At 69.8% G+C, this 12569-nt stretch carries 11 protein-coding genes; 5 read left to right on the top strand and 6 right to left on the bottom strand.

Going from position 1 to position 12569, the window contains the following annotated elements:
* Positions 1-4: 4 nt before the first annotated feature.
* The 3 genes from ABZ098_RS00920 to ABZ098_RS00930 all read right to left on the bottom strand — a co-directional run bounded on the left by ABZ098_RS00920 (position 5) and on the right by ABZ098_RS00930 (position 2650).
* Positions 5-1111, bottom strand: a complete 1107-nt coding sequence (locus tag ABZ098_RS00920; RefSeq protein WP_356585885.1) for an amidohydrolase family protein — start codon at positions 1109-1111, stop codon at positions 5-7.
* A 208-nt stretch (positions 1112-1319) separates the two neighbouring features.
* The gene (locus ABZ098_RS00925) at positions 1320-1652 is read right to left on the bottom strand and encodes a hypothetical protein (RefSeq protein WP_356585887.1); all 333 of its coding nucleotides are present in this window, start codon (positions 1650-1652) and stop codon (positions 1320-1322) included.
* Positions 1653-1696: 44 nt separating this feature from the next.
* Positions 1697-2650 (bottom strand): heme o synthase, encoded by a 954-nt coding sequence (locus tag ABZ098_RS00930; protein ID WP_356585889.1) that lies wholly within the window; start codon positions 2648-2650, stop codon positions 1697-1699.
* A gap of 355 nt (positions 2651-3005) precedes the next feature.
* On the opposite strand from ABZ098_RS00930, the gene tkt reads away from it, so the two are divergent.
* Genes tkt through pgl form a run of 5 tightly spaced genes read left to right on the top strand, consistent with a single transcriptional unit; the run spans position 3006 to position 9667 of the window.
* Positions 3006-5093 (top strand): transketolase, encoded by a 2088-nt coding sequence (gene tkt / locus ABZ098_RS00935; RefSeq protein ID WP_356585891.1) that lies wholly within the window; start codon positions 3006-3008, stop codon positions 5091-5093.
* A gap of 33 nt (positions 5094-5126) precedes the next feature.
* Positions 5127-6245 carry a transaldolase gene (gene tal, locus ABZ098_RS00940; RefSeq protein WP_356585893.1) on the top strand — a complete coding sequence of 373 codons (1119 nt, stop codon included), beginning with the start codon at positions 5127-5129 and terminating at the stop codon, positions 6243-6245.
* A 4-nt stretch (positions 6246-6249) separates the two neighbouring features.
* Entirely contained in the window at positions 6250-7773 is a 1524-nt protein-coding gene (gene zwf / locus ABZ098_RS00945; protein WP_356585895.1) for a glucose-6-phosphate dehydrogenase, read from the top strand.
* Positions 7770-8888 (top strand): glucose-6-phosphate dehydrogenase assembly protein OpcA, encoded by a 1119-nt coding sequence (gene opcA, locus ABZ098_RS00950; RefSeq protein ID WP_356585897.1) that lies wholly within the window; start codon positions 7770-7772, stop codon positions 8886-8888. Before zwf ends, opcA begins: the two co-directional genes overlap by 4 nt.
* Complete coding sequence (gene pgl, locus ABZ098_RS00955) at positions 8885-9667, top strand: 6-phosphogluconolactonase (RefSeq protein WP_356585899.1); 783 nt, start codon at positions 8885-8887, stop codon at positions 9665-9667. The genes opcA and pgl overlap by 4 nt, the downstream gene beginning before the upstream one ends.
* A 66-nt stretch (positions 9668-9733) precedes the next feature.
* Here the strand turns inward: pgl and pgi are convergent, their stop codons facing one another.
* From pgi to secG, 3 genes are all read right to left on the bottom strand, one after another.
* On the bottom strand, positions 9734-11389 hold the full coding sequence (pgi, locus tag ABZ098_RS00960; protein ID WP_356585900.1) for a glucose-6-phosphate isomerase: 1656 nt from the start codon (positions 11387-11389) through the stop codon (positions 9734-9736).
* 390 nt (positions 11390-11779) lie between these two features.
* Positions 11780-12115 carry an RNA polymerase-binding protein RbpA gene (locus ABZ098_RS00965; protein WP_003957010.1) on the bottom strand — a complete coding sequence of 112 codons (336 nt, stop codon included), beginning with the start codon at positions 12113-12115 and terminating at the stop codon, positions 11780-11782.
* A gap of 214 nt (positions 12116-12329) precedes the next feature.
* Entirely contained in the window at positions 12330-12560 is a 231-nt protein-coding gene (gene secG / locus ABZ098_RS00970) for a preprotein translocase subunit SecG (RefSeq protein ID WP_053847429.1), read from the bottom strand.
* Between the last annotated feature and the right edge of the window lie 9 nt (positions 12561-12569).

Genomic DNA, 12569 nt, shown 5'->3' on the forward strand with positions numbered 1-12569 from the left:
CAGCTCAGTCCAGCCCGTACACCCTGCGCGCGTTGCCCGCCGCGATCAGCCCGGCCACCCGTTGTGCGTCCGCCAGCGACCAGGATCCCTCGGCGACCCAGCCGCCCAGCACCCGGGCCAGCGCCTCGCGGAACAGGCGGGCGCCCACCACATGCAGTTCGGGCAGGCTGTGCGCCCCGCTGGAGAAGACGATCTTGCCGAAGGGGGCCAGTTCCAGGATCTCCGCGAGGACGGTCGCCGCGCGGGCGCCGGTGCGGACGAGGGCGGCGCCGGAGTCGGCGTAGACGTGCGGGAAGACACCGGCGAGATGGGCGGCGTGCCGGTGGTACGGGTAGCTGTGCAGCAGGACGAGGTCGGTGCCGAGCCCCGCGGTGGCCCGCACGAAGTCGGTGAGCAGGACGGGGTCCGTGCGGTCGATGCGCAGGCCGGGTTCACCGAGCCCGGCGTGCAGTTGCAGCGGCAGGCCCGAGGCGGCCGCGATCCACAGCAGATGCCGCAGGAGAACGGGGTCGGACAGCTCGCCGCCCACCCGGCGGCGCGCCAGCCAGCGGCCCGCCGCGCCCCGCACCTCTCCGGGCCCCGGCGGCTCGGGCGCGAGCGCGAGTCCGTGCCGTACGCCCGCCACGGAGGTGAAGGCGACCGCGTTCGCGGCGGCTCCGTGCACCGACTCGGCGAGGTTGGCGAGGAAGGACTCGACGGTGCCGGAGGTGTCGGCGACCTGTTCGGCGAGGAGTTCCAGGCGCACGATCTCGCGGGCCTCGGCGGCCGCCGCGGAGGCCAGCTCGGTGGGTCCGGTGAGGTTGCCGGGCAGCCCGGTGTCCACCAGGTAGGTCGTGATCCCGCTGCCGCGCAGCAGCCTGCGGCCGGCTTCCAGCACGCCCAGCTCACGGCGCCGGGCCAGATAGCGGGCGGGCGGACAGTGCGGTTCGAGTCCGAGCAGCGGCGGGCACCAGCGTCGTACGGCGAAGCCCGTCTGGGTGTCGAACAGGGTGGTCCCGGGGGCGGGCGGGCCCTCGGTGCGGGCGAGCTGGGCCTCGAAGGTGCCGAGACCCAGCTCCGTCCTCAGTACGCCGTGGCAGTACTGGTCCACCAGGGACGGCGTTTCGATCATCCGGGCTCCCCGTGTTCTGGACCGTGTCGCTGCTCACAGGTCCTAACGGGTGAACCGGGTGTCAGGTGTTGGTGTCGCACACCCCGTGCGAAACGCTCCGCGGGTCGAGCCCTTTCGCCGCCGTGGGAACGACACGGGGCTTCGCGCGACCGCGGGTCCGTCGTGGCTGATCGCGCCGTTCCCCGCGCCCCTTGCGGGGCACGGCGGATCAGCCGTTGCTCGGTCCGCCGACCTGGATGCCCGCCATCCGGCTCCACTCGTACGGCCCGGTCTTGACCTTCGCGGCGAACTCGCCGTCGAACTCCTCGTGAACGGTGATGCCGGACTTCTCGACGGCCTTCTCGGCGATCTCGTGCGAGGGGGCCACCAGGTCGCCCCAGCCGCCGTCCTCGCCGACGAGGACGATCCGGGTGCCGCGCTCGCCGATGTAGGCGAGTTGGCCCTCGGCGCCGCCGTGCTCCTTGGAGAAGGCGCTGATCTGCTTGGCGAGCCGGGCGACCTTGCGCTCGGCCTTCGCGTCAACCTGCTGCGTGTCTGCCATGACCAGGATGCTACCGACGGGTAGAGGGGACGGCGACGTGACCCTTACCTCAGGAAGGGGTCGACCGCCACCGCGAGGAAGAGGATCGACACATAGGTGATCGACCAGTGGAACAGCCGCATCTCCTTGAGCTTCGCGCCCGTCACCTCGGCCTTGGCCCGGTTCTGGAGGCCGTGCGCCTCCCACAGCCAGAAGCCGCCGGCGAGCAGCGCGACCGCCGTGTAGAACCAGCCGGTGTAGCCGAGCGGTGTGAGCAGCAGCGAGACCGCGACCATCACCCAGCTGTAGATGACGATCTGTTTGGCGACCACCTTGTTGGAGGCGACCACCGGCAGCATCGGCACGCCCACGCGCGCGTAGTCCTCGCGGACCTTCATGGACAGCGGCCAGTAGTGCGGCGGCGTCCAGAAGAACATGACGAGGAAGAGCACGACCGGCGCCCACGACATGGAGTTCGTGACCGATGACCAGCCGATCAGTACCGGCAGACAGCCGGCGATGCCGCCCCACACGATGTTCTGCGAGGTACGGCGCTTGAGGATCATCGTGTAGACGACGACGTAGAAGAGGAGCGCGCCGAGGGAGAGCCAGGCGCTCAGCCAGTTGACGGTGAGGCCGAACAGCAGTGTCGACACCACCGCCAGCGTGATGCCGAAGGCCAGGCACTCGCGCGGCGACACCATGCCGGTCACCAGGGGGCGCTGCGAGGTGCGGTCCATGAGCGCGTCGATGTCGCGGTCGATGTACATGTTGAGCGCGTTGGCGCCGCCCGCGGACAGGTAGCCGCCGACGCAGGTGAGCAGGACCAACTTCAGGTCCGGCACGCCCTGCTGCGCCAGGAACATCACCGGAACGGTGGTGATCAGCAGCAGCTCGATGATCCGGGGCTTGGTCAGCGCCACGAATGCCTTGACACGGGCCCCGAACGGCCGGTGACTCGAGCTCTTGCTCTCCCCCAGCACTCCGGCTGGACGGGATTCGACGGCCGTCACGCACACCCCTACAGAGACATCCCAGCAAGCCTGACCCGTGTGAAGTCCCGGTAAAGGCTCGCGCGTACCACGCCACTGTAGACGTTGCCCATACCCCGACATTCGCGGGGGTCGGGTCGTGTCCGAGGAGGGTCCCGGAAGAGCTCGTTCCCACTCGGTTGAGCACTCGGACGAGCGGCTGCGTATTCACTTGCCAAGTGCCGGTCCGACCCGGTCGGGAGGCGGATCCCCGTGGGGCCCGGCAGTCTGGAATGACTCGAAAAAACGCACGTACTTGCGGGGGTAGGCTCGACAACGGCCGGGCGTCCCGTGCACCGGCATTTCGACATGCGTGACATGTGGAGAGGAGCCCTGACCCAGGGTGAGCACCAAGCCGACCACCACAGACCTCGAGTGGACCGAGTTGGACCAGCGGGCCGTCGACACCGCCCGCGTCCTGGCCGCCGACGCCGTACAGAAGGTCGGTAACGGCCATCCCGGTACGGCGATGAGCCTGGCTCCCGCCGCCTACACCCTCTTCCAGAAGGTGATGCGGCACGACCCGGCCGACCCCGACTGGGTCGGGCGCGACCGCTTCGTGCTGTCCGCCGGCCATTCGTCCCTGACCCTCTACACCCAGCTCTACCTGGCCGGTTTCGGCCTGGAGCTGGACGACCTCAAGGCCTTCCGCACCTGGGGCTCGAAGACCCCCGGTCACCCGGAGTACGGCCACACCAAGGGCGTGGAGACCACCACCGGTCCCCTCGGCCAGGGTGTCGCCAACGCCGTCGGCATGGCGATGGCCGCCCGCTACGAGCGCGGTCTGTTCGACCCGGAGGCTCCGGAGGGCACCTCGCCCTTCGACCACTTCGTGTTCGCCATCGCCGGTGACGGCTGCCTCCAGGAGGGAATCTCCGCCGAGGCGTCCTCGATGGCCGGCCACCAGAAGCTCGGCAACCTGATCCTGCTGTGGGACGACAACCACATCTCGATCGAGGGCGACACCGAGACGGCCGTCTCCGAGGACACCGTCAAGCGGTACGAGGCGTACGGCTGGCACGTCCAGCGTGTCGAGCCGCAGGCCAACGGCGACCTCGACCCGGTCGCGATCTACGACGCCGTCCAGAAGGCCAAGGCCGTCACGGACAAGCCGTCCTTCATCGCGATGCGCTCGATCATCGCCTGGCCCGCCCCGAACGCCCAGAACACCGAGGCCGCGCACGGCTCGGCGCTCGGCGACGACGAGGTCGCGGCGACCAAGCGGGTGCTGGGCTTCGACCCGGAGCAGTCCTTCGAGGTCTCCGACGAGGTCATCGGCCACACCCGCCAGGCGCTGGAGCGCGGGCGTCAGGCCAGGGCCGAGTGGGAGAAGTCCTTCCAGGAGTGGCGCAACAACAACCCCGAGCGCGCGGCCGAGTTCGAGCGTGTCGCCGCGGGTGAGCTGCCCAAGGACTGGGAGTCGGCGATTCCCGTCTTCGAGCCCGGCAAGGGTGTCGCCACCCGTGCCGCGTCCGGCAAGGTGCTCCAGTCGCTCGGCGCCGTGATCCCCGAGCTGTGGGGCGGCTCCGCCGACCTCGCGGGCTCGAACAACACGACGATCGACAAGAACTCCTCGTTCCTCCCGGCGGACAACCCGCTGCCGGAGGCGGACCCGTACGGCCGCACGATCCACTTCGGCATCCGCGAGCACTCCATGGCCGCGGAGATGAACGGCATCGCGCTGCACGGCAACACCCGTATCTACGGTGGCACGTTCCTCGTCTTCTCCGACTACATGCGCAACGCCGTCCGGCTCTCGGCGTTGATGCACCTGCCGGTGACGTACGTGTGGACGCACGACTCCATCGGCCTCGGCGAGGACGGCCCGACCCACCAGCCGGTCGAGCACCTGGCCTCGCTGCGCGCGATCCCCGGCCTGAACGTGGTCCGCCCCGCGGACGCCAACGAGACCGCGATCGCCTGGCGCGAGATCCTCACGCGCTGGACGAAGGAGTTCGGCAAGGGCGCCCCGCACGGCCTCGCGCTGACCCGTCAGGGCGTGCCGACGTACGAGGGCAACGAGGACGCGGTCAAGGGCGGTTACGTCCTGTTCGAGGCCGAGGGCGGTGAGCCGGAGGTCATCCTCATCGCCACCGGTTCCGAGGTGCACGTGGCCGTCGAGGCGCGTGAGCAGCTCCAGGCCGACGGTGTGCCGACCCGAGTCGTCTCCATGCCGTGCGTGGAGTGGTTCGAGGAGCAGGACCAGGGGTACCGGGACAGCGTCCTGCCCCCGTCCGTGAGGGCCCGTGTCGCGGTCGAGGCGGGTATCGGTCTCACCTGGCACAAGTACGTCGGGGACGCCGGCCGCATCGTTTCCCTGGAGCACTTCGGTGCTTCCGCGGACGGCAAGGTCCTCTTCCAGGAGTTCGGTTTCACCGGCGAGAACGTGGCCGCCAAGGCGCGGGAATCTCTCGCCGCCGCCCAGCGCTGACGCTCACATACGACACGTAGGAGATGTAATTCCATGACAGACGCACTCAAGCGCCTCTCCGAGGAAGGCGTCGCGATCTGGCTGGACGACCTGTCGCGCAAGCGGATCACGTCCGGCAACCTCGCCGAGCTGATCGACCAGCAGCACGTCGTGGGCGTCACCACCAACCCCTCGATCTTCCAGAAGGCGATCTCCGAGGGCGACGGCTACGACCAGCAGCTCTCGGACCTGGCCTTCCGCAAGGTCTCCGTCGAAGAGGCCATCCGCATGATCACGACGGCGGACGTCCGGGACGCCGCCGACATCCTGCGCCCGGTCTTCGACGCGACGAACGGCCAGGACGGCCGGGTGTCCATCGAGGTCGACCCGCGCCTGGCGCACAACCTCAAGGCGACCGTCGCCGAGGCCAAGCAGCTCGCCTGGCTCGTCGACCGCCCCAACACCCTCATCAAGATTCCCGCCACCCAGGCGGGCATCCCGGCGATCACCGAGGTCATCGGCCTCGGGATCAGCGTCAACGTCACGCTGATCTTCTCGCTGGAGCGCTACCGCCTGGTCATGGACGCCTACCTGGCCGGCCTGGAGAAGGCCAAGGAGCGGGGTCTGGACCTGTCGAAGATCCACTCCGTGGCGTCCTTCTTCGTGTCCCGCGTGGACACCGAGATCGACAAGCGCATCGACGCGCTCGGCACCGACGAGGCCAAGGCCGCCCGCGGCAAGGCCGGCGTGGCCAACGCGCGTCTGGCCTACCAGGCGTACGAGGAGGTCTTCTCGGGCGAGCGCTGGGCGAAGCTGGAGAACGCGGGCGCGAACAAGCAGCGTCCGCTGTGGGCCTCGACCGGCGTCAAGGACCCCGCGTACAAGAAGACCATGTACGTCGAGGAACTGGTCGCGCCGAACACGGTGAACACCATGCCGGAGGCGACCCTGTTCGCCACCGAGGAGCAGGGCGAGATCCGCGGCGACGCCGTCGCGGGCACCTACGAGCAGGCGCGCGCCGACCTCGACGCGCTCGAGAAGCTCGGGATCTCGTACGACGAGGTCGTGCAGCTCCTTGAGGACGAGGGCGTCGAGAAGTTCGAGGCGTCCTGGAACGACCTGCTCAAGTCGACCGAGGCGGAGCTTCAGCGCCTCGCCCCCTCGAAGGGCTGAGATCTTGTCGAGCAGCAATCCGCTGCGTGACCCTGCCGACCGACGGCTCCCGCGTATCGCGGGGCCGTCGGGCCTGGTCATCTTCGGCGTCACGGGCGATTTGTCACGAAAGAAGCTCATGCCCGCCGTGTACGACCTCGCGAACCGGGGTCTGCTGCCGCCGGGCTTCTCACTGGTCGGCTTCGCCCGGCGGGACTGGGAGAACGAGGACTTCGCGGAAGTCGTCCACGACGCCGTGAAGGAACACGCCCGGACGCCGTTCCGCGAGGAGGTCTGGCAGCAGCTCATCCAGGGGATGCGCTTCGTCCAGGGCACCTTCGACGACGACGACTCGTTCGAGCGGCTGCGCGACACCATCGACGAACTCGACAAGGCACAGGGCACCGGCGGCAACTTCGCCTTCTACCTGTCCGTGCCGCCGTCCGCCTTCCCCGTGGTCATCCAGCAGCTGAAGAAGCACCGGCTGGCCGACCAGTCGAGCGGCTCCTGGCGGCGCGCGGTCATCGAGAAGCCCTTCGGTCACGACCTCAAGTCCGCCGAGGAGCTCAACGCGACCGTCGAGGAGGTCTTTGCCCCGGACCAGGTGTTCCGCATCGACCACTACCTGGGCAAGGAGACCGTCCAGAACATCCTGGCGCTGCGCTTCGCCAACACGATGTTCGAGCCGATCTGGAACCGGTCCTTCGTGGACCACGTGCAGATCACGATGGCCGAGGACATCGGCATCGGCGGCCGGGCCGGGTACTACGACGGCATCGGCGCCGCCCGTGACGTCATCCAGAACCACCTGCTCCAACTGCTGGCCCTGACCGCCATGGAGGAGCCCGCCTCCTTCGACGCGGACGCGCTGGCCGCGGAGAAGACCAAGGTGCTCGGCGCGGTGAAGCTGCCGAAGGACCTGGGCCGGGACACCGTGCGCGGCCAGTACGCGGCCGGCTGGCAGGGCGGCGCGAAGGCGGTCGGCTACCTCGAAGAGGACGGCATCGACCCCCAGTCCAAGACCGACACGTACGCGGCCATCAAGGTGGAGATCGACAACCGCCGCTGGGCGGGCGTCCCCTTCTACCTGCGCACCGGCAAGCGTCTGGGCCGCCGGGTCACCGAGATCGCGGTGGTCTTCCAGCGGGCCCCGCACTCCCCCTTCGACACGACGGCCACCGAGGAGCTCGGCTCCAACGCGATCGTCATCCGCGTCCAGCCCGACGAGGGCGTCACCGTCCGCTTCGGCTCCAAGGTGCCGGGCACCTCGATGGAGATCCGGGACGTGTCCATGGACTTCGCCTACGGCGAGTCGTTCACGGAGTCCTCGCCCGAGGCGTACGAGCGCCTGATCCTCGACGTCCTGCTCGGCGACTCCAACCTCTTCCCCCGCACGGAGGAGGTCGAGCTGTCCTGGAAGATCCTCGACCCGATCGAGGAGTACTGGGACACGCACGGCAAGCCCGCCCAGTACCCCTCCGGTACCTGGGGCCCGGTCGAGGCGGACGACATGCTCGCACGAGAGGGACGGAGCTGGCGCCGGCCATGAAGACAGACCTCACGGACACCACCGCCAGCAAGATCAACAAGGCGCTTGTCAAGGCCCGCCGGGCCATCGGCACACCGGCCGTCGGTATGGTGCTCACCCTGGTCATCGTCACGGACGAGGAGAACGCCTACGACGCCCTCAAGGCCGCGGGCGACGCGTCCCGCGAACACCCCTCGCGCACGCTGGTGGTCATCAAGCGGGTGTCGCGCAGTCCCCGTGACCGCACCCAGTCCCGCCTCGACGCCGAGGTGCGGGTGGGCGCGGACGCGGGCACCGGCGAGACGGTGGTGCTGCGGCTGTACGGCGATGTGGTCGACCACGCCCAGTCGGTGGTCCTCCCGCTGCTGCTGCCGGACGCGCCGGTCGTCGTCTGGTGGCCGGTGGACGCGCCGCTCGACCCGGCCGGGGACCCGCTCGGGGCACTCGCCCAGCGGCGGGTCACCGACACCTACTCCTCCGAGCAGCCGGTGCGCGAGCTGACGGCGCGCGCCGACACCTACACCCCGGGCGACACCGACCTCTCGTGGACCCGGATCACCCCGTGGCGTTCGATGCTGGCCGCCGCGCTCGACCAGGTCACCTGCAAGGTGGAGGCCGTCGAGGTGGAGGGCGAGGAGTTCAACCCGAGCTGCGAGCTGCTGGCGATGTGGCTGGCGGACCGGCTGGACGTGCCGGTGAAGCGGTCGCTGTCGAGCGGTCCGGGCCTGACGGCGGTCCGCATGCACACCGACAGCGGTCCGATCGTCCTGGACCGCGCGGACGGCTCGCTCGCCACGCTCTCCATCCAGGGCCAGCCCGACCGTGCGGTGGCGCTCAAGCGCCGGGACACGGCCGAGCTGATCGCGGAGGAGCTGCGCAGGCTGGACCCCGACGACACATACGCCTCCGCGCTGCGGTTCGGGGTGGAACGGCTGAACCCGTCGGCGCCCTTTCCGGAGGCAGGTGACGACAGTTCGGACGCCAAAGACGGCGAGGGTTCCGACGCCAAAGGAGAACCCGTCTCCGAAGCCCCTGTCGAGGGCCCTGCGAAAGCTCCCGGGGAGGAAGCGGCGCCGTCGGCATCGCTGAAGCCGGTCCCCTCCGGCCTCTCCGGGAACGGGAAGGCGGCGAAGTGAGCACCCCGCAGCTGGTCGTGCACCACGACAAGGAGCTGATGGCGCAGGCCGCCGCGGCCCGTCTGATCACCAAGATCGTGGACGCGCAGGCATCCCGGGGCTCGGCGTCGGTGGTCCTCACCGGCGGCCGCAACGGCAACGGCCTGCTGGCCGCCCTGGCCGCGGCGCCCGCCCGGGACGCCGTCGACTGGAACCACCTGGACCTGTGGTGGGGCGACGAGCGCTTCCTGCCCGAGGGCGATCCGGAGCGCAATGTCACGCAGGCCCGCGAGGCCCTGCTGGACGCCGTACCGCTGGACCCGAAGCGCGTGCACGCCATGCCCGCGTCGGACGGTCCGCACGGGGACGACGTGGAGGCCGCGGCGGCTGCCTACGCCGAGGAGCTGGCCCGTGCGGCCGGACCCGAGAACCACGGCGCGGTCCCGACCTTCGACGTCCTGATGCTGGGCGTCGGCCCGGACACCCACGTGGCGTCCCTGTTCCCGGAGCTCCCCGCGGTGCGGGAGACCGAGCGCACGGTCGTCGGCGTCCACGGGGCGCCGAAGCCCCCGCCGACGAGGGTGTCGTTGACGCTCCCGGCCATCCGCGCGGCCCGCGAGGTCTGGCTGCTGGCGGCCGGTGAGGACAAGGCACAGGCCGTGGCGATCGCCCTGTCCGGCGCGGGCGAGATCCAGGCCCCGGCGGCAGGCGCCCGCGGGCGCGCCCGCACCCTGTGGCTGCTGGACTCGGCGGCGGCCTCCCAGCTGCCGAGGTCGCTGTATCCGCCGGCGTCGCCGTAACACCCGCCTGCGACAAGGCTGTTGGACGCCGGGCCCCTCCTGGGAGGGACCCGGCGTCCCGCGTTCTCACTGCCGTCCGCGCAGCTCCCGGTACGTCGCCACCAGGGCCTTGGTCGACGCGTCCAGGCCCGGCACCTCGGCGCCCTCGGTGAGCGCGGGTTCGACGCGCTTGGCGAGGACCTTGCCGAGCTCGACGCCCCACTGGTCGAAGGAGTCGATGTTCCAGATCGCGCCCTGGACGAACACCTTGTGCTCGTAGAGGGCGATGAGCTGCCCGAGGACGGACGGGGTCAGCTCGCGGGCCAGGATGGTGGTCGTCGGGTGGTTGCCCCGGAACGTCTTGTGCGGGACCAGTTCCTCGGCCGCTCCCTCCGCCCGCACCTCGTCCGGCGTCTTGCCGAAGGCGAGCGCCTGGGTCTGGGCGAAGAAGTTGGCCATGAGCAGGTCGTGCTGGGCCTTGAGCCCCTCGGAGAGCTCGGCGACCGGCTCGGCGAAGCCGATGAAGTCCGCCGGGATCAGTTTCGTGCCCTGGTGGATCAACTGGTAGTAGGCGTGCTGCCCGTTGGTGCCGGGCGTGCCCCACACCACCGGCCCGGTCTGCCACTCCACCGGGTTGCCCTCACGGTCCACCGACTTGCCGTTGGACTCCATGTCCAGCTGCTGGAGGTAGGCGGTGAACCTGGACAGGTAGTGGCTGTACGGCAGCACGGCGTGCGACTGGGCGTCGTGGAAGTTGCCGTACCAGATGCCCAACAGGCCAAGGAGAAGCGGCACGTTGGACTCGGCGGGCGCGGTCCTGAAGTGCTCGTCGACGAGCTGGAAGCCGTCGAGCATCTCCCGGAACCTGTCCGGGCCGATGGCGATCATCAGGGAGAGACCGATGGCCGAGTCGTAGGAGTAGCGGCCGCCGACCCAGTCCCAGAACTCGAACATGTTGGCCGTGTCGATGCCGAAGTCCGAGACCTTCTCGGCGTTGGTGGACAGTGCCACGAAGTGCCGGGCGACGGCCTCCTGACCGGCCTTCAGCTCGGTGAGCAGCCACGAGCGGGCCGAGGTGGCGTTGGTGATCGTCTCGATCGTGGTGAAGGTCTTGGAGGCGATGACGAACAGCGTCTCTGCGGCGTCCAGGTCGCGGGTGGCCTCGTGCAGGTCGGCGCCGTCGACGTTCGACACGAAGCGGACGGTGAGGTCGCGGTCGGCGAAGGCGCGCAGCACCTCGTACGCCATCGCGGGGCCCAGGTCGGAGCCGCCGATGCCGATGTTGACGACGTTCTTGATCCGCTTGCCGGTGTGCCCGGTCCACTCTCCCGAACGGACCCGGCCCGCGAAGTCGCTCATCTTGTCGAGGACCGCGTGGACGCCCGGGACGACGTTCTCCCCGTCGACCTCGATCACCGCGTCGCGTGGGGCGCGCAGGGCGGTGTGCAGCACGGCCCGGCCCTCGGTCGTGTTGATCCTCTCGCCGCGGAACATGGCGTCCCGCAGCCCGAACACGTCGGTCGCGGCGGCGAGTTCGCGCAGCAGCCGCAGCGTCTCGTCGGTCACCAGGTGCTTGGAGTAGTCGACGTACAGGTCACCGACCCGCAGGGTGTAGCCGGTGCCGCGCCCGGGATCCGCGGCGAACAGCTCCCTCAGGTGCACCTCGCCGAGTTCCTCGCGGTGTTCGGTCAGCGCGGTCCACTCGGGCCTGCGGTCGAGCCTGGTACGGCCGTCTGCGTTCATGTCCGACTTCAGCCTTCTTTCGTGCCTGTGCCAGCGGTTCCAACCTAGTTGATCACCGCGGGACACGAGCCGTGCCGGCGCCGACGCCCCGCGCGACAACAGGTACGTCCGCGTGGAGCGGGAGTATCAGCGGGACGGCGGACGGCACGGAGGGGCAACCGCGAGAAGAGCGTCCCGCGGCCACGCAGTTACCGAGCCCGGGGCACCCCGCCCGTCCCCCGTGGCCGTGAGCGGGGGCAACCCGGACGCCCGTCACGCGTCACCGGAACGCAGGGCACCGGCGGTGCACAGCCGTCCGAACCCCGCACCGAGCAGACCCGTACGGCCGGTCTCACCGCCGTGAAACGGCTCCGGCCAGGCACCCCTCGGTACCCGGCCGGTCATCGACTTCTAGATCTCGCCCCGCAGCTTGGCGAGCGCCTCGGCGAGGATCGCCTCGCCGTCCGCGTCGCTGCGCCGCTCCCGTACGTACGCGAGGTGCGTCTTGTACGGCTCGGTGCGCGGCGGGTCCGGTGGGTTGTCCCGGTCCTGTCCGGCGGGAAAGCCGCAGCGCGGGCAGTCCCAGGTATCGGGGACCTGCGCGTCGCTGGCGAAGCTGGGCTGCGTCTCGTGCCCGTTGGAGCACCAGAAGGAGATGCGCAGACGGGGCGCGGACTCGCCCCGCTCGGCTTCGCCCATCGGCCCCGCCCCGACCCGGCTACCTCGGATCGCGTTGCCACTTGCCACGGTCGTAACTCCCTGCGTGATGGTGCCGCGAAGCGAGTCGACGTGTCGCTTCGTTGCGAGCGCCTCAGTCTACGTAAGGCCCAACGCGCGTCCAGTGATTGGAGTTACAGCCCCCACATCAAGACGCAAGCCCCATGATAGGCCGCGCTCAGGTGCGCGTACCGAACATGGGGCCTTACGTGCGGAATGGACGTGCTGTGTGGGGCGTGCCCGCTCAGTTGTTCGTCTTCATGAGAAGACCGAGTACGACAATGCACGCGAACCACAGCAGACCGATCACCACGGTGATGCGGTCGAGGTTGCGCTCGGCGACCGAGGAACCACCGACGGACGACTGCATGCCGCCACCGAACATGTCGGAGAGGCCGCCGCCCTTCCCCTTGTGCATCAGCACCAGCAGCATCAGCAGCCCGCTGAAGACGATCAGGGCGATCGAGAACCCCAAAACCACGGC

The organism is Streptomyces sp. NPDC006335 (assembly GCF_040612795.1).
Classification (GTDB): Bacteria; Actinomycetota; Actinomycetes; order Streptomycetales; family Streptomycetaceae; genus Streptomyces.

Coding starts and splice junctions, on each gene's coding strand:
- tal (WP_356585893.1), top strand. CDS start 5,127: ATGACAGACGCACTCAAGCGCCTCTCCGAGGAAGGCGTCGCGATCTGG.
- opcA (WP_356585897.1), top strand. CDS start 7,770: ATGAAGACAGACCTCACGGACACCACCGCCAGCAAGATCAACAAGGCG.
- pgi (WP_356585900.1), bottom strand. CDS start 11,389: ATGAACGCAGACGGCCGTACCAGGCTCGACCGCAGGCCCGAGTGGACC.
- ABZ098_RS00925 (WP_356585887.1), bottom strand. CDS start 1,652: ATGGCAGACACGCAGCAGGTTGACGCGAAGGCCGAGCGCAAGGTCGCC.
- ABZ098_RS00920 (WP_356585885.1), bottom strand. CDS start 1,111: ATGATCGAAACGCCGTCCCTGGTGGACCAGTACTGCCACGGCGTACTG.